14 protein-coding genes are annotated in these 16,652 nt (G+C 61.6%); 4 read left to right on the top strand and 10 right to left on the bottom strand.

Going from position 1 to position 16,652, the window contains the following annotated elements:
* Positions 1–9 precede the first annotated feature (9 nt).
* Positions 10–711: a phosphoribosyltransferase gene (locus DV706_RS01165; protein ID WP_006067906.1), complete on the top strand. Its 702-nt coding sequence runs from the start codon at positions 10–12 to the stop codon at positions 709–711.
* Positions 712–795: 84 nt separating this feature from the next.
* Here DV706_RS01165 and DV706_RS01160 read toward each other — a convergent pair whose 3' ends face one another.
* From DV706_RS01160 to DV706_RS01150, 3 genes are all read right to left on the bottom strand, one after another.
* Complete coding sequence (locus DV706_RS01160; RefSeq protein ID WP_006067905.1) at positions 796–1,500, bottom strand: type 1 glutamine amidotransferase; 705 nt, start codon at positions 1,498–1,500, stop codon at positions 796–798.
* 74 nt (positions 1,501–1,574) lie between these two features.
* A complete protein-coding gene (locus DV706_RS01155; RefSeq protein WP_006067904.1) occupies positions 1,575–2,738 on the bottom strand; it encodes a glutamate-cysteine ligase family protein in 1,164 nt (387 codons plus the stop codon).
* A gap of 338 nt (positions 2,739–3,076) precedes the next feature.
* A complete protein-coding gene (locus DV706_RS01150) occupies positions 3,077–4,540 on the bottom strand; it encodes an MATE family efflux transporter (RefSeq protein WP_006067903.1) in 1,464 nt (487 codons plus the stop codon).
* Between the two features lie 315 nt (positions 4,541–4,855).
* Here DV706_RS01150 and DV706_RS01145 point away from each other — a divergent pair, with 315 nt between their 5' ends.
* Positions 4,856–5,470 (top strand): DUF7344 domain-containing protein, encoded by a 615-nt coding sequence (locus DV706_RS01145; protein ID WP_049890002.1) that lies wholly within the window; start codon positions 4,856–4,858, stop codon positions 5,468–5,470.
* Between the two features lie 56 nt (positions 5,471–5,526).
* Here the strand turns inward: DV706_RS01145 and DV706_RS01140 are convergent, their stop codons facing one another.
* From DV706_RS01140 to DV706_RS01125, 4 genes are all read right to left on the bottom strand, one after another.
* Entirely contained in the window at positions 5,527–6,543 is a 1,017-nt protein-coding gene (locus tag DV706_RS01140) for a segregation and condensation protein A (protein WP_049890001.1), read from the bottom strand.
* Positions 6,515–10,099, bottom strand: coding sequence for a chromosome segregation protein SMC (smc, locus tag DV706_RS01135; RefSeq protein WP_006067900.1), 3,585 nt, complete (start codon positions 10,097–10,099; stop codon positions 6,515–6,517). Before smc ends, DV706_RS01140 begins: the two co-directional genes overlap by 29 nt.
* 80 nt (positions 10,100–10,179) lie before the next feature.
* On the bottom strand, positions 10,180–10,488 hold the full coding sequence (locus tag DV706_RS01130) for a DUF7518 family protein (RefSeq protein WP_006067899.1): 309 nt from the start codon (positions 10,486–10,488) through the stop codon (positions 10,180–10,182).
* Between the two features lie 121 nt (positions 10,489–10,609).
* On the bottom strand, positions 10,610–10,918 hold the full coding sequence (locus DV706_RS01125) for a transcription factor S (RefSeq protein WP_006067898.1): 309 nt from the start codon (positions 10,916–10,918) through the stop codon (positions 10,610–10,612).
* A 269-nt stretch (positions 10,919–11,187) separates the two neighbouring features.
* Between DV706_RS01125 and glmM the strand changes: the two genes are divergently transcribed.
* Positions 11,188–12,510, top strand: a complete 1,323-nt coding sequence (gene glmM / locus DV706_RS01120; protein ID WP_006067897.1) for a phosphoglucosamine mutase — start codon at positions 11,188–11,190, stop codon at positions 12,508–12,510.
* A gap of 19 nt (positions 12,511–12,529) precedes the next feature.
* Here glmM and DV706_RS01115 read toward each other — a convergent pair whose 3' ends face one another.
* The 3 genes from DV706_RS01115 to DV706_RS01105 form a co-directional block, all read right to left on the bottom strand.
* Positions 12,530–13,675, bottom strand: coding sequence for a DHH family phosphoesterase (locus tag DV706_RS01115; RefSeq protein ID WP_394295358.1), 1,146 nt, complete (start codon positions 13,673–13,675; stop codon positions 12,530–12,532).
* A gap of 98 nt (positions 13,676–13,773) precedes the next feature.
* On the bottom strand, positions 13,774–14,676 hold the full coding sequence (locus DV706_RS01110) for an SDR family oxidoreductase (protein ID WP_006067895.1): 903 nt from the start codon (positions 14,674–14,676) through the stop codon (positions 13,774–13,776).
* Positions 14,677–14,748: 72 nt separating this feature from the next.
* Positions 14,749–15,174, bottom strand: coding sequence for a DUF5791 family protein (locus tag DV706_RS01105; protein ID WP_136350761.1), 426 nt, complete (start codon positions 15,172–15,174; stop codon positions 14,749–14,751).
* A gap of 128 nt (positions 15,175–15,302) precedes the next feature.
* Between DV706_RS01105 and DV706_RS01100 the strand changes: the two genes are divergently transcribed.
* The gene (locus tag DV706_RS01100; RefSeq protein WP_006067893.1) at positions 15,303–16,385 is read left to right on the top strand and encodes a tubulin/FtsZ family protein; all 1,083 of its coding nucleotides are present in this window, start codon (positions 15,303–15,305) and stop codon (positions 16,383–16,385) included.
* Positions 16,386–16,652: the final 267 nt, after the last annotated feature.

The raw sequence follows: 16,652 nt of genomic DNA, 5'->3' as shown, positions 1-16,652 counted from the left end.
GATAGCACCATGTCCGATCTACCGGACGACTTCGACTGCACGATCACCAACTGGGAGTATATTTACGGCCTGTGTCGCGACGTCGGCGACGAGGTTCGCGACGACGCGTTCGAACCCGACGTCGTCGTCGCACTCGCCCGCGGGGGCTGGTTTGCGGGCCGCTGTCTCTGTGACTTCCTCGGACTCGACGATCTGACGAGTTTGAAGATGGAACACTACGTCGGGGCCGCAGAGAAAAGCGACGAGCCGACCGTTCGCTACCCCATGCCGGAGGGCAGCGTCGCAGGCAAGGACGTCCTCATCATCGACGACATCGCCGACACCGGCGGCTCGATCGAGCGCGCCTACGAGTACGTCACCGACCGTGACGCCGGCGAGGTTCGGACCGCAACCCTCCAACTGCTCGGTACCAGCGAGTACGAACCCGACTACGTTGGCGAACATCTCGAGGAGTGGACGTGGGTCGTCTACCCGTGGAACTTCATCGAGGACATGATCGATCTGATCTCGAGCGTGATGGGCCAGGCCGACCAGGAAACGTTCACCCAGGAGGAGATTCGCCACTATCTCGCCACGTTCCACGGCGTCGACCGTATCGAGATGGAGATCGCCCAGCCTGACCGGATTCCTGAAGTATTGACCGAGATGGAACGCCGCGACGTCCTCGAGTCGGCTGGCCCCGGCAAGTGGCAACTGGCGGAGACCGCGTAACACGGATCGAGCGAAAGCCCATCTCCTTCAGGCGCGGGCGGAAGTCGATGCGTTCGACGACGAACCGCCGAACGCGACCGGCAGTCAGTTCACACCGACCCGTTCTGCCCGAACCGCTTCCGTGTAGGCAAGAAAGTTGTCGAACAACTGTTTTGCCTCGCAGGCGGCCTCGTAGTTCTCCGCGTGGATTCCCTCGAGAACCGCTTCGATGCGCTGTGTCGAGAGCTGTTCCGACTTCCGTTTTGTGACCGCTTTGGCAGTCCGCATATCGTACTCCGGGTGGAACTGAACGGCGAACACGTGGTCTTTCCGAAACCCGTGAATACCGTACCCGTTTTTCGCAAACACCGTCGCTCCCGGCGGCGCTTCGATGACGTGATCCGAGTGTGTCGTAAAGACTGTCATCGTCTCGTCGATCCCGTCGAGGAGGCGGTTCTCGCCGTCCTGTTCGACGGTTCGATAGCCGATTTCGTACTCGCCCATCCCCTCGACGCGCCCACCCAGAACGTCCGCGAGGAGCTGGTGACCGTAACAGACACCGAGCGCGGGTACCCCGGCCTGGACCGCATCGCCGACCCAGGTTTTCAGCCGTCCGATCCACTCGCGATCCCAGTAGACCGACGCACTCGAGCCGGTCACGACGAAGCCGTCGTAGCGAAAGTCGTCGGGGAACTCGCCGGACGGACAGTGGAACTCCTCGAGGTCAGCATCGAGTTCCCGATGAAAGTTCCGTCGGGTATCCACAGCCTCGTGAGCCGCGTTCAACAGCGCGAGACTCAGCTGTCCCATCTGTTATTAATACGAACTGTTGGTGTGGATGAATCGTCTTGTTTCATTGGTGTTTGCGACGTGTTCATCGTCGATCAGTCAGCTGTCATCGATCGTGCCTGCGACAGGTCCTGTTCGAGGCGCTCGGCGTACTCGAGTCGAAGCTGTCGCGCTTCGGTCGCTGTCAGCTCCTCGCCGGTGTCGATCTCGTGGGAAAGCGGCTCGTACGCCTCGACGTCGAATCCCATTCGCTCGAGATACGACCGTACTGCGGCCGACGACAGGCCGTCCCGGATCCCGGCTTCGACGTACTCCTGTACTGTGTCGAACTCCGGCAGAACGACCGCTTCGTCCGTTATGCGACCCGTTTCGCCCTCGATGCGTACCTCGACGTCGTCGAGGTGTTCGATAACCCCGACGATCTCATCGGCCAACCGCACGATCTGGCTCGGGAGGGCTGTGTCGGGCGAGCGCCATTCGACGGTCGAGAACCGCTCACGGAGTTTGACCGGCGTCCAAGCCGCACTTTCCGGCCCGAAACACGACTCGACCGTGTCTCGGTCGCAGCCGGCGACGATAGCCGCCGTCACGAACTCGCTGTACCGACGCTCGAGTCGTCTCGCCCACTCCGCTCTGTCTTCGACATATGGCCACAGCTGCCCCTGGTGTGGCAGGGATTCATACGCCATCCAGCGATAGAGCTGGGATCGTGCGCCGGTCGTCAGGCGTGTGCCCTCGAAGTACGGCGAGGAGTTGACCAGCGCCAGCGCGGGATCGAGTGCGATGAGTGTGTTCAACTGGTCGATCTCGCGGCCGGGCTGTTGTTCGACGTGAATGTGCGTGCCGGCGCAGTGTCGCACGTACTCGAAGTCCTCACCGATGACGCGATCCTGGATCCGCGTGCGCTCACCCGGGCGATCTTCGATCGGTGCCTGCTGGACTGGCGTTGCGAGTGGGACCAGCCGCTTGTCCCGTTCCTCGGCCCGTCGGAGAACCCGATCGAGCCGATCGAACAGTTCGTCGCGGAGTTCAGCCGTCGTCTCACACGGTGTCGTTTTGATCTCGAGTAGCGGGGCGACGAACTCCCGTTCGACCCCCGGCGATGCCTCGACGAGGTCTCCTGGATCGGTCAGTCGCCCCTGCTCATCGATTACCCAGTACTCGACTTCGATGCTGCGTCGCATCGGCTCGAGGGTGTGCTGTGAGGTGGTAGTTCCCGTCCGATTCGACGAACGATGGATATCGGGTGGTTCGGACATGGCTTGGAACGGTATTGTAGCGGTAGTCTCGGCGTGTTCGCCTATGTGATCCTCTCTCCCACCGTTGTGGGCTCGACTGTAACCCCGTCTGGGGTGGTCATGGGAGACCCTCTCCAGTAGCCGTACAAGAGGTCGACGCGGTCGTTGAATCTCGTCCTCGAATCATGCGTATTACTCACACATGTCTGTGTGTGAAATGGATGGTCATAATAAGTTCTGTGTATATATTCAATGGGGTGTCCTTATATGCAGCAATACTGTTCACAGAGTCGGGTATACGGGCGGATGTGCCGATGTTTACGGTGTGCAGGATTTCGATCGACCGAGTCTCGAACGCGTCACTCCGCGACCGATTCGGTATCGTCCGACTCTGTCGCCTCCAGTTGCGCTGTCTTCGAGTCCTCGTCCGCCTCATTCACTAGCGACTCCTTCCAGGTGCCACGCGTAAACCACGCGACAGCAGCGAGTGCGCCGACGACGTCGCCCACGACGACGCCCGTCCAGATGCCCGTGGTACCCCAGCCGGCGACGAAGATCAGATAGTAGGTAACTGGAACGCGGACGATCCACAGCCCCAGCACGGAAAAGACGAGCGCCGTCTTCGTGTTACCAGCCCCCCGAAACGCCCCGAGCATGACCTGCATGATGCCCATGAAGACGAAGGCGAACGCGGCAAACTGGAGGTATGTGACGCCGTAGGCGAGCGTTTCGGCTCGGCCGGCTTCCTCGGCCGTGAGAAACACCGCGACGAACGGCTCCGGAAAGAGAATGGCGAGTGCGCCGGCGACGGCCATGATCCCCCCAATGACGCCCGAAGCGAGCCACGTCGCCTTCGCTGCCCGGTCAGCCCGCCCAGCGCCTAAGTTCTGGCCGACGATCGAGTCCGTCGCTTGCCCCATCCCCATCGCGGGCAGGAAAGCAAGCGAGATCAGCCGGTTACCCAGCCCGTAGGCTGCGACGACCGCCGGCGGGAACGTGACGACCATCGCTGTCATTGCGACCAGCGCCAGCGCTGTCATCGACTGCTCGAGCGCTGTCGGGACGCCGAGTCTGGTAATCTCGGTGACGTACTCGAGTCGCGGGCGGAGATGATGCAGTTCGATGGTGGGGCCAGTCGTCGTGTAGTACAGCAGATAGAAGCCGATCACCGTGGCGAGGCCTCGGGAGACGACGGTCGCGACGGCAGCACCTTCGATCTCGAGGCGAGGCAGCGGCCCGACACCGAAAATCAGCAGTGGATCGAGCACGAGATTGACGACGACGCTGATGACCATCACCCGCATCGGTGCACGGGTGTTGCCGTACCCCCGCATGAGCGCAGCGAAGACGAAAAAACCGAACACGAAGGGAACCCCGAGGAAGAAGATCCGCAGATAGTCGCCAGCTAGTGGGAGGATCGCAGTCTGCGTGTCGCTGTCGGCAGGGAGGAGTTCGAGCATCGGATCTGTCGCAAAGTACCCGACGATACCGAGGACGATCGCGATCAGCGAAATAAACGAGATCGTCTGCCCGGCGATGAGACCACCTTTGCCACTTTCAGCCCCTGTGTGCTGGGCGAGCAAAATCGAGCCGGCGGTCGTGAAACCGGCCCCGACCGCGATCACTAAAAAGAGCAGCGGAAAGGCGAGACTCACCGCACCGACGGCGTCGGGCGAAAGCGCCCCGAGCCAGAACGTGTCGCCGACGTTGTAGGCGACCTGCAACAGCTGGATGACCACGAGCGGCCAGGCCAGCTTGAACATCGGCCGAACGAGACTCCCCTCCGTGAGGCTACTCTCGTCCGACACCTCGCCGGAGGACATATCTCAACAGTACGGCTCATCGTACTTCACGACTCGTGAGATATGATATCTGCACTCACCACCGACTCGTCACGCAGTGGCGTTCGTTCAGCTACGTCAACACGTTACTGACGGACCGGATCGTCCGCTGTCCAGACCGTCAGCACGGAGGTGTTTGTCGTGTCTCCGGCCGACCGTCCGTTTTGGAAAACAGTACTGATTGTGTATATTTCTTCTCAAGATTGGATATATTTCTGAAATAGGATAAAAGTACAAAGGAATCTCTGAATATAGAAAGGTTTGCGTTGTCATGAAATCCTGCTCAGAGTGAAGCGTATGAGTCCCCAATCAGTCCTCCCTCCCCGCAGTTCAAACAGTGCTGCTGGTTCGCCCTCACTCGAGGAGTCCCCGGAACTCTCTCAGGACGAAATCTTTCATCTCTTACAGACGAACCGCAGGCGAGACACCATTCGCTACCTGCTCGATATGGATGCGGAGTCCGTCAAAATGCGCGACATCGCCGAACACGTCGCCGCCCTCGAGCACGAGACGACAGTTGCGGAGTTGACGTCCACCCAACGCCAGCGTGTCTACATTCCGCTGTACCAGTCACACCTTCCGAAACTCGACAAAAAAGGCGTCATCGAGTACAACAAGTCCCGCGGTATCGTTCGAGCGACGGATCGCATAGAGATCTTTCGCCCGCATCTCGAGCCGTATCGGGATGATGCACCCGACGACGACGCCGAACGGTCGATCATCGGGTATTTCGTCAGCGACTACTACGCGACGGCGATCGCTGCGAGTACGAGTCTGCTGGTCGCCTCCCTGCTTGGTGTGCTCGCGCTTCCCGGCGTGATGCTCGGCACCATCATCACCATTCTCTTCGTGCTCGCAACGATCGGGACGAACCACGGCGACTCGCTTCTGGGAGCTGGAACCGCTGAGTAACCGCTTGTCGTCGCTCAAGCGGGGAGGATCGTGCGAAATCGGGTTCTACTGTGCGATCAGTCGGCGATCGATTCGCTCGAGTCCGTCGCCACTGTCGCGTCTTGCACCCAGAGGTCGCCGAACAGCTCGTCTTGCTCGAGACGGACTCGACCGCGGTGAGACAGAAAGAGCAACGCCAGATACGTCATCACGCGTGAGCCGCCGACGCCTTCGATTTCGGCGAACAACACTTCCTCGCGGCCCTGGTCGTACTGGCCAGCGAGTTCTCCTTCGACGTTATCGATGACCGTTTCGATGTCTTCTTCGTGGGTCGTATGCGTCACGTCGTCGCTTGTGGGCTCGTCGTCGACGCGGAAATCATCGCCCGAGTGGTAGTTCAGCTCCTGCATCCCGCGGTCGTACCCACGCGGCGAGTCGCTCGTGTCGTAACTTCGAGACTCCTTCCATCGCGTCTCCCGTTCGGCGCTTCGGAGCTCCCGAACCAGTTCGTCGAGCGTCTCCGGCTTTCCACGGGCGTGTTTGCGATCGAGGCGACGTTCCATCTCCGCCTCGAGGCTCTCGATAGGGTCGAAGCCGGGAGCCGGCCCGCCGTCGCCATCACCGCTGTCCATCGGTCCGTCGTCTGCAAAGGGCGCCTCCCACGGCGGTAGCTCCGCTTCCTCGGGTTCGTCCGGCGTGAACAGCTCGTCGCTTTTCATCCGCAAAAGCACGCTCGCGTAAAACAGCGCGCGACCGGAGGTCCGCAGGTCGGCCTCGTCGAGTGCCTCGAGGAACTTGTCGGTCACTGCGACGATATCGATATCCCAGGGATCGATCTCGCCGTCTTTGGCGAGTTGGACCAGCAGTTCGACGGGCTCGACGTCGTCGCTATCGGTTCCCGTTTCGTTTTCGTCATCTTCGGAAAACTCGAGGACCGTTGAAGGGGATGCTCGAGCCTCGTCACTCGAGCCAGCATCGGTGACGAGAGCTGTGTCCGAGTCAGATTGTCCCGGTCGCTCGCGGTCTTCGTGGCCGGCGATCTGCAGCGGAATATCGTCGTTCTCCTCAGTCACTTGCCGGCACCTCCTCTCCATCGCCGTCGCTGCTGAGATCGATTCCGGTCACCGCACTCACGTTGTCCTGTTGCATCGTCACCCCGATGGCTCGCTCGGATCGATCGAGCATCGCAGAGCGATGCGAGACGACGACGAACTGCGCTTTCTCGGAGAGTTCATCGACCATCTGGCCGATCCGCTCGGCGTTGACGGCATCGAGGAAGGCGTCGACCTCGTCTAACGCGTAGAACGGGGCCGGGTTGTGGCGCTGGATCGCGAAAATAAACGCCAGCGCCGTCAGCGACTTCTCGCCACCGGACATCGCATCGAGTCGCTGAATCGGCTTGTCGCCGGGCTGGGCTTTCATCGTCAACCCACCGTCGAACGGATCGGCCTCGTTCTCCAGATGCAGCGTCCCGGTCCCCTCCGAAAGCTTCTCGAAAATCTCCGTGAACTGCTCGGCGATCTCGTCGTAGGAGTCGATAAACGTCTGTTTCTTCAGCGTCTCGTACTGTTCGATCCGATCGCGGATCCCCTCGGCTTCCTCGACCAGCGTCGCTTTCGCGTCCTCGAGTTCCTCGAGATCCTCCCGCACGTCGTCGTACTCGTCGATCGCAAGCATGTTCACCGGCTCCATCGCCTCCATATCCGCCTGCAACACCTCGATCATCTCGAGAACCGTCTCGTGGTCGGGCACGTCCTCGGGGTCGTACTCGCCGACCTCGGCCTCGAGACTCTCGATTTCCCACTCGAGGTCGCTCAGCCGACTGCGTGCATCCTCGAGTTTGCTCTCGACGGCGTTGACCCGATCCTGTTGCTGGTCGCGTTTGGTTCGGGCCGTGGACAGTTCCTCTTTGAGGTCACTGCGCTCCGCTTTGAGGTCGGTGAGTTCGTCCTCGAGTTCGGCAACGGCCTCCCGTTTGTCCTCGAGTGTCTCGCGCTTTTCGGCGATAGCGTCCTCACAGTCGTTGATTCGAGCTTCCTGTTCGGCTTTCCGATTCTGAGCCGTCTCGATGTCGTCGTGGAGGTCTTCGATCGCGTCCTCGCCGTACTCCTTCTCTAAGCTCAGTTCGTTGAGTGTGCTGTCGAGATCCGCGATGCGGTCTTCGCGCTCATCGATTTCGTCCTCGAGGGCCTCTATTTCCGCGGTCAGTTCGGGAATCTTCGAGTCTGCGAGTTCGGTCTCGAGGTCGTCGATCTCGGCTTCGATCTCCTCGACTTCCGCTGTCTTCGTCTCGATCTCGCCTGAGAGTTCGGTCATCCGTTCGTCGACGGACTCCCGTTCGCCCTCGAGGTCGGCGAGGTCGTTCTGGAGGGTGTCGATCTCGGCTTCGATCGATTTGCGTTTGTCCGCGAGACTCTCGAGTTCGGTTTCGATCGAGCGCACTTCGTCTGCGGCATCGGTCTTGCGGTCGCGGGCATCGTCGAGGCGCTCTTCGACGCCACGAAGCTCCTCGCGAAGGGACTCACGCTGGTCCTGGAGGTCGGTGATCTGTGTGGCGACGCGCTCGAGTTGGCCCTCGCCGCCCCCGGTAAAGGAGTAGCGTGAGCCGCCGCCGGAGCCGCCGGTCATCGCGCCGCTTTTCTCGACGAGGTCGCCGTCGAGTGTGACCATCCGATAGTCGCCCATATACGAGCGGGCGGTCTCGAGGTCTTCAACGACCAGCGTGTCGCCGAGGACGTACGAGAAGACGTCGGCGTACTGGCCGTCGAACTCGACGAGGTTGTACGCGAAGTCGACCACGCCGGGATCGCTCGGGGCGTTGGGGAGCCGGCGCTTGTGCATGTCCGTCATCGGGAGGAACGTCGCCCGGCCTGCGTTGCGCGATTTGAGGTGGTCGATACACTGTTGGCCGATGACGTCGTCGTCGACGACCACGTTCGCGAGTCGCCCGCCTGCGGCCGTCTCACAGGCGACGGCGTACTCGCCGGGGACGGTCCCAAGCTGGGCGACCGCGCCGTGGACGCCGTTGATCCCTGCGTTCAGAATCGTCGTCACCGCGCGACCGAACGAGGAGTCGCCGCTTTTGCCCGCGTTGGCCTCGAGTTCGGCGTACTCCTGTTGTTTCGCCTGGATTTTATCGTCGATGTCGTCGACGTCCGACTGGAGCCGTCGCTTTTCGCGTTTGAGGTCGTCGACGACGCCCGCGATGTTCTCGCGGTTCGTCTCGGCCTTCTCGAGTTCGCGCTCGAGGTCGGCCCGTCTGCTCTCGATCTCAGGGATTTCCTCGCGGCGTTGCTCGATCGTCGACTCTTTCTCGCTGATCTCGTTCGAACGCCGTCGGGCTTCGTCTAACAGGCGGTCCTGTTCGCGCTGGAGGTCGTTTTTCTCGGTTTTGACCGTCTCCAGTTCGTCTTTGCGCTCGGCGAGGTCGGCTTTCAGCTCGTCGAACTCGGTGTCGACGGCGTCGATCTCTGCTTCGAGTGACTCGCGTTCGGCCTCCCGGTCCTGAATCTCGCTTTTGACCTGTGCTTTCTCGAGTTTGTGCTCGCGGATCTCGCCGTCGAGCTCTTCGATCTGTTCCTGTTTGCGGTCGATCTTGACAAACGCCTCGCGGCGCTTCGATTCGGCGTCTTCGATCGCGCCCTCGCTGGTCTCGATCTTGTCCTCGAGTCGGGAGATCTCGCCTTTGATCTCCTCGATGTCGCTTTTGATCCGGAGCTGTTCGTCCTCGCCTTTGCGCTCGATTTCGGCGTTTAAGTCCTCGAGGTCTTCTTGTAAGCGGACGACTTTCCCCTGCCGTTCGTCGAGTTCACGCTGGAGGTCCGTCAACTCCTCCTCGAGATCATCGACACGGTTTTCGGCGCTCGCGAGTTCGTCGCGTTTCTCCTCGAGTTCGCTGGCCTTCTTGTAGCCCTCGTACTCTTCTTGTTCACGCCGCAACCGTCGGTATCGCAGGGCTTCCTGTCGCTCGTCTTCGAGTTGGGCGAGTCGGTCGCGTTTCTCCTCGATACGAAGTTGAGCTTCGTCGACCCGCTCTTCGACGATCTCGAGTTCCTCGAACGCGTCTTCCTTTTTCGCGTCGAACTCCGCGACACCGGCGATCTCGTCAATGATCTCTCGACGAGCATGCGGCGTCATGTTGATAATCTCGGTGACGTCGCCCTGCATGACGACGTTGTAGCCCTCGGGTGTGACACCAGCCTGTGCGAGCAGGTCCTGAATATCGGAGAGGTTGACCGAGCGGTCGTTCAGATAGTAGTAGGAGTAGTAGTTGTCCTCGGTCTCTTTGACTCGCCGGCGGATGCGAATCTCGTCGACGTCGCCGACGTCGTCGCTGCCGGCGGCGTTGACGACCTGCGAGCGAGTCAACGTCTCGTCGCTGTTGTCCAACACGACTTCGACGGTCGCCTCACGGGGGCCGGCCGACCGGTCGCCGTCTTCGTGACCGGGGTTGTAGATCAGATCGGTCAGCTTTTCGGCGCGAATACCGCGGGTTCGAGCCAGTCCGAGCGCGAAGAGGACGGCGTCGATGATGTTCGATTTGCCGGAGCCGTTCGGTCCAGTGACGACAGTGAAATCCTCGTAAAACGGAATCTTCGTCTTGCGGCCGAAGCTCTTGAAATTGTCCAGAACGAGTGCCTTGATATACATACTTTAGCCAACTTCGTCACAGCAGGGAATCATGGCCGGACGGTCGCGAGTCGAGTGTGGGTCGCGACGCCGCCACGCAGTTATGCGACAATAATGTCGTCGCTACCTGAGTCTTCCGCTTCGTCGGTCGTCGTCTCGTCTTCGACGTCTGCATCAGCCGTGGCTTCGGCCACGTCGTCGGGTGCAGCCTCCTGGGTGTCGTCTTCGCTTGCCGTCTCTTCCGTACGGACACGTCGCTCGGGTACGCGGGTCGGCGTCTCGGTGTCCAGTTCGGCCTCGAGAACCCGGATTCGTTCTTTCGATTCGACGAGTTCGTCCGTCAGGCCCTCGACCGTCGACTCGAGTTCTGCAACTGTCGCTTCGAGTTGCTCGACGCGATTTTTCGACATATCTCCTAGCGGTCCGTCCGGCAACATAAACGTACGTCAGACATAACTAACTGTTCTGGTATTTTTCGCAGCCGCGATCGGCTCACCCGCCCGAAACTGCACGTCTGGCGCCGTCAGTCGCTCAGTTATCGTCTTCGCGCCACTTGTATTCGCACTCGGTACAGATGAAAAAGCGCGTCTCGGATTCGTCAGCCGACCGGATCTGTTGCATATACCAGTGGGCGCGGTCGTTCCCACACTCGGGACAGTGGGCGTCGGTCTCCGGCAGCGACGTCTCCCCAGAGGATTCGATAACCTCGCTTGCTTCCTGATCGTCCGTGACGGTGTATTTGGACGCGTCGCCTTTCGGTTTCGTATAGCCACAGCTCCCGCATTCCCAGATGCCGTCGTTGGCTTTCATCATCGAACCGCATTCGTCACAGAATTCCATCGTTATCCGGGCTACATCGGCCAAGTAACTTAAGCGGCGCGTTTACCACGGGCGCGACGATTCAGTTCGTGTCCGCAAGCACCACAGATGGGCTGGTCGAACACGACCGCTCGTTTCCGGGGCATCGAGCCACACAACGCGGTCTTGCGTTCACCGTCTGCTGTGCGAGCGGCGCACCACTCAGGACGGCCTCCGTTCGAACCGGTTTCCTCTCAGAATGCCGGACGGAGTTTGGATGTTTATGTACCCGCTCGTGCTATCCCTCGAGCATGTTTGGAACGAGCGGTATTCGCGGCGAGGTCGGCGACGAAGTCACGGCCGAACTGGCGCTTGCCGTCGGTCGTGCGCTGCCCTCAGAGGGGTATGAACGCGTCGTCGTTGGCCGTGATATCCGCGAGAGCGGAACGATACTGGTCGACGCACTCACTGCCGGCGTCCGAGAGTGTGGCGGCGACGTCATCGAGGTCGGTGTCGCGCCAACGCCAACCGTCGCCCGCGCTGTCGACTGGCTCGAGGCCGATGCGGGCGTCGTCGTTACGGCCTCACACAACCCGGCTAAAGACAACGGGATCAAACTCTGGTCGCCAAGCGGGCAAGCGTTCGACACTGAGCGCCGGGCGGCAATTACGGATCGCGTCGAGAACGAGCGCTACGACCTCGAGGACTGGACCGGTCTCGGCGACCGGAGCCACCACGACGGTGTGCTCGAGCGCCACGTCGAGACGGTTGTCGACAGTGTTGGCGAGGTCGACGGCCTCGAGGTGGTCGTCGACGTCGGCAATGGTGCCGGCAGCGTGACGGCGGATGCGCTGCTCGAACTGGGCTGTGAGGTTCGGACGCTCAACGCCCAGCAGGACGGGCGATTCCCGGGTCGGCCCAGCGAACCCAATGCGGAGACGCTAACGGATCTCCAACAGTTGGTCGGCGCGACGGACGCCGATCTCGGCGTTGCCCACGACGGTGACGGCGACCGGATGATGGCCGTCGACGAGCGTGGCGAGTTCGTCCCGAAGGATCTCCTCCTCGCGCTGTTCGCCCGCGAAGCAGCGAGTGATGGGGACCGAGTCGCTGCTCCGGTGGATACGAGTCTCGCCGTCGACGACGCGCTTGCGGCTGTCGGAGCCAGCGTGACGCGGACAGCCGTCGGTGATGTCTACGTCGCAGAACGGGCGACCGAGCCTGGGGTCGTCTTCGGTGGCGAACCCAGCGGTGCCTGGATCTGGCCCGACGAAACGCTCTGTCCAGACGGGCCACTGGCGGCCTGTACACTCGCAGCGATGGTCGCTCGAGACGGCCCGCTCGGCGACGCGGTCGACGACCTCGAGACGTATCCGATCCGGCGAACGTCGCTCGAGGTCGAGAATAAAACAGCCGTCATGGATCGCATCGAAGCGACAGTCCGCGAGCGCGAGTTAGCGATCGATGCGTTAGATGGTATCCGGATCGACCACGGCGACGGCTGGACGCTCGTCCGTCCGAGTGGGACTGAACCCGTGATCCGTGTGACTGCCGAAGCGCGTGATCCAGAGCGAGCGGACGCGCTGTTCGAGGATACCCGCGCGCTCGTTGCCGACGCAGCCGACGCCGAATAGGACGTGGACGTCGACCACGCTATCGCTCCCCGGCCAGCGCTGAAAAGAGCCGGTCTTCGAACTCAGCCCTGGTGATCCCATCGGAAGGACCGATCCCCTCCATGTGATCGACGGATACCTGCCCACCTCCCATCCGTGCGTGGCCACCCGCATTGGCCATCGGCACATCGCTGGTTGCGTGGCGAAGTGTCTCTCCCATATGAACCCGGTCATCTCGAGAGCGCCCCGAAAGGTGGATTGTACCGTCGTTTTCGCCGTAGACGATGACCGCCGTGACACCCTCGAGCTGCATGAGTTCGTCTGCGGCCTGGGGAATCGCGTCGACGTTCGAGAGTTCGCCGACATCACAGACGGCAAACGGCCCTTCGACGCGTTTTTCGGTGATCGCCGTCGCCTTGACCTGCAACACGTCGTCGCTGACCTGTGGGTTGGCGATCCGATCCAGGAGATCCTCGTCGATGCTCGGAAAGAGCACGCCACAAGCGTCGAACTCCGCTCGCGAGCAGCCGTTCGTCAGGTGGTTCGTATCGGACAAAATCCCGTAGAGCAACCCGGTAACGAGCGCTTCAGTGACGTCGAATCGACCCGTGTCTCTGGGACCGATCGACGCATCGAGTTCGTCGAGATACTCGACGAGAATCGTCGACGCAGCGCCGTACTCCGTGCGGACGTCGGTAAACTCTGTTCCGGTCCCATTTCCGGGATGGTGATCGATAACTGCGATCGGCTCGACGGTCTGTGAACCCGCAAAGCCACGTGGTGTGTTGTGATCGACGAGGACGACGGCGTCAGCAGCGAGCTGTGAACTCGATTCGATCGCCTCGAGGTCGACATCGAGGACGGTTCGAAACGCTCGGTTTTCCTGATGGCGGATTTCGCCAGTGTACTGTAATGTCGCGTCGGTGCCGACAGACGCCGCGATCTCGTCGATAGCCATTGCACACGACATCGCGTCTGGATCCGGGTTCGGGTGCATCAACACGGCAATGTCGTCGTAGTTGGCCAGCAGTCGCTGGAGATGGACACCGGGCGGCCGCCGGAACCAGCGAACGACCCACCAGCCACTGAGGACGACTCCAACGGTCGCCACCACGAGCAACGAGAGTACCAGCGGCTCGAGAGATCGTGCCGTGTCGACGATCGGCTCGAGAACCAACACGTCCATCTCGAGGAACGCACTGCGTCTCGAGATGGACTGGTTTAGCATATCACACAATTATATCGAATCCTCAAGAATTTTCCCCCGCGACTGACGGCTGCTCGTCAGTTGTCGTGTGTTTCTTTCAGGTAGCCGTCGATCGCGTCGCGATACCCCTCTCGATACGTGGGATAGGCGAACGCATAGCCCAACTCTCGCAGTTTCTCGTTGGAACAGCGTTTGCTCGTCAGAATTCGTCGCCGAGCGGCCTCTGAAAGGTCCGTCTCCTCGAGTCGGTCGGCTTTCGTCCGTTTCGGTGGCTGGGCGACGTCACAGGCCGCAGCGAGCCAGTCGGCGAACGTCCATTTGTCGACGGGTTCGTCGTCGACGACCTGGACGACCTCCCCGCGAGCGAGATCCTCCTCGAGCAGATACCGGACGGCTCCTGCAGCATCGTCGCGATGAACCATGTTCAGGTAGCCTTCAGTGACCGGCCCCTCGAGATAGCGCTCGAGACGATAGCGGCCGGGACCGTAGAGGCCGGCGTAGCGGGCGACCGTGCCATCGAACCCATACTCGGGTGGCAACTCGCGGGCGACTCGCTCGGCCTCGGCGAGCACCTCGGTTTTCTCGGTCGTCGGCTCGAGCGGCGTCTCCTCGTCGACCCAGTCGCCGTCGTGGTCGCCAAGGACACCCGTCGAAGAGGTGTACACCAGCCGTTCGGGGCTCGCGTCACGTTCGCCGAACGCTTCGATTGCCGTTCGGAGTCCTCCGACGTACACCTCGCGGGCTGTGTCTGCACCACGCCCACCGCTGCTGGCGGCGAAGACGATCGCGTCGACGTCCGGCACGGCCTCGAGGGCCTCCCGGTCGGTTAGATCCGCTTGTACGGCCTCGAAGCCGGCCTCGGTGATCGCCTCGATACCCTCGTCGGATCGACGCACTCCGATCGCATCGTGACCGCGGTCGGTGAGCTGTCGGCCCAGCTCGAGGCCGACGTGGCCACAGCCTAAAATTGCAACGTCCATGTCCACAGTCGGGTATGAACCACCATAACCCCCCTGCTCGCAGCGATACTGGCTGCCACTGACCCTCGAGGCTCAGGGCGCGCCGTCGGCGATCACGTACTGGATGTGGACGAACTCCTCGAAAGACATCGGCGCGCGCCGTTCGATCTTCTGTTGGATCTCTTTGGCATCGAGATCGAGTTCGAGTTCGGTTTCGATGGCGTCGACATCGAGGACAGCCGTCGACATCCCCAACAGGAGATGCTCACAGGCGATCATCACTAGCTCGTCTGCGTCGGGTTCGCCGTCTTCGAGTGCCTGAATCTGGGCCACCGCCTCGAGTGTGAGTTCGGGTGACTCTCCCTCGAGAAGCGCGCTGGCGGTTTCGGCGTCGATCTCGGTCCGGTTGGCGATTTCGTCGGGGCCGTACTGGTCGATAACCGATCTGAGATCGGCCTCGTACGCTGTGCGGAGAGCAGCGGGCGAGTCGGGAACGGTCATCCGCTGTTCGTAGAACATGGCAGAACGAACGGGTATCGGGCAGAAAGGCATTGCTATACAGGCAGCTTCCAGCCAGCGACCGTCTTTTTAAGCTGACTAACAGTTTTACCGGAACGTTCAACAGGACACCGTTGCATACACGTGACATGAAAGTTGCCCTGATCGGTGTTGGGCAGGCCGGCGGTAAAGTCACTGAACGACTCGCCCGATTCGATGCGAACATGGGTTTTGGAGCCGTTCAAGGCGCGCTGGCCGTCAACTCCGCGAAAGCCGACCTCCAGTCGCTCGAGTACGTCGACACCCAGTTGATCGGCGCAGACCGCGTCAACGGACATGGCGTCGGCGGTGACAACGAACTCGGCACGGAAGTCATGCAGTCGGACATCCAACAGGTACTGGGCGCGCTCGACGGTCGTGTTACCTCGAGTGCTGAGGCGATCTTCGTCGTCGCCGGCCTCGGTGGTGGCACCGGCAGCGGCGGCGCACCAGTGCTCGTCCATCACCTCCAGCAGGTCCACGACGTCCCCGTCTATGCGCTTGGCATCCTGCCGGGACGAAACGAGGGGGCGTTGTACCAGGCCAACGCTGGCCGCTCGCTGAAGACGATTATCCGGGAGGCCGACTCGACGCTGCTCGTCGACAACGACGCCTGGCACGCACAGGGCGAAAGCGTCGAAGGGGCGTTCGAAACGATCAACGAACGGATCGCCAAGCGCGTTGGCCTGCTGTTTGCCTCCGGCGAGGCCGTCGAGGGCGTCGGCGAAAGCGTCGTCGACTCGAGCGAGGTTATCAACACGCTGCGGGCGGGCGGGATCGCCGCCCTCGGATATGCGACCGAAATCGCAAGCGAGGACAGCGCCGAGAACATTCGAACCGCGATGAGCGTCTCGCGACAGGCGCTGCTGACGGGGACGAGTCTGCCGGAGGCGACGACAGCCGACTCGGCCCTGCTGGTTATCGCCGGCGACCCCGACCGGATCCCTCGGAAAGGCGTCGAGCGAGCGCGGCGCTGGCTCGAGGACGAAACTGGCAGCATGCAGGTTCGCGGCGGCGACTTCCCGCTCGAGAGCGACCGGCTCGGCGCGCTCGTCTTACTCGGCGGTGTGGAACGCTCCGACCGGATTCAGGAGTTCATGGAGCGCGCACGCGAGGCAAAGCGAAAACAGGAGACAGAACAGGCGGATCACGCCGACCAGTTCACCGACGACCGACTCGAGAATCTGTTCTGACGAACCCGCGGTCTCTGAACTAGTCCCCTCCCAAGCGTCGACTGCAGGGTCGAACCTGGCGGTACAGATCGATTCGACCCTGCAGGTCAGGCGTGCGGTGCCACTATCGCAGCCACTGGACGTCACTGCACACCAGATCGCCTGACGGCTATGCGATCTGTGTGGACATCGGTTCAGGTGTTACCATAGCGACGGCAGCCCGGCAGACACGACCGGTGAGCGCGATGCCTGCTTGAGGGACGAACTGAGTCGAGTGAACCACCGGAG

The organism is Natronorubrum bangense, assembly GCF_004799645.1.
Lineage (GTDB): Archaea > Halobacteriota > Halobacteria > Halobacteriales > Natrialbaceae > Natronorubrum > Natronorubrum bangense.
Note: the sequence above shows the minus strand (reverse complement) of the source record. Positions and strands in the feature narration are given on the sequence as shown.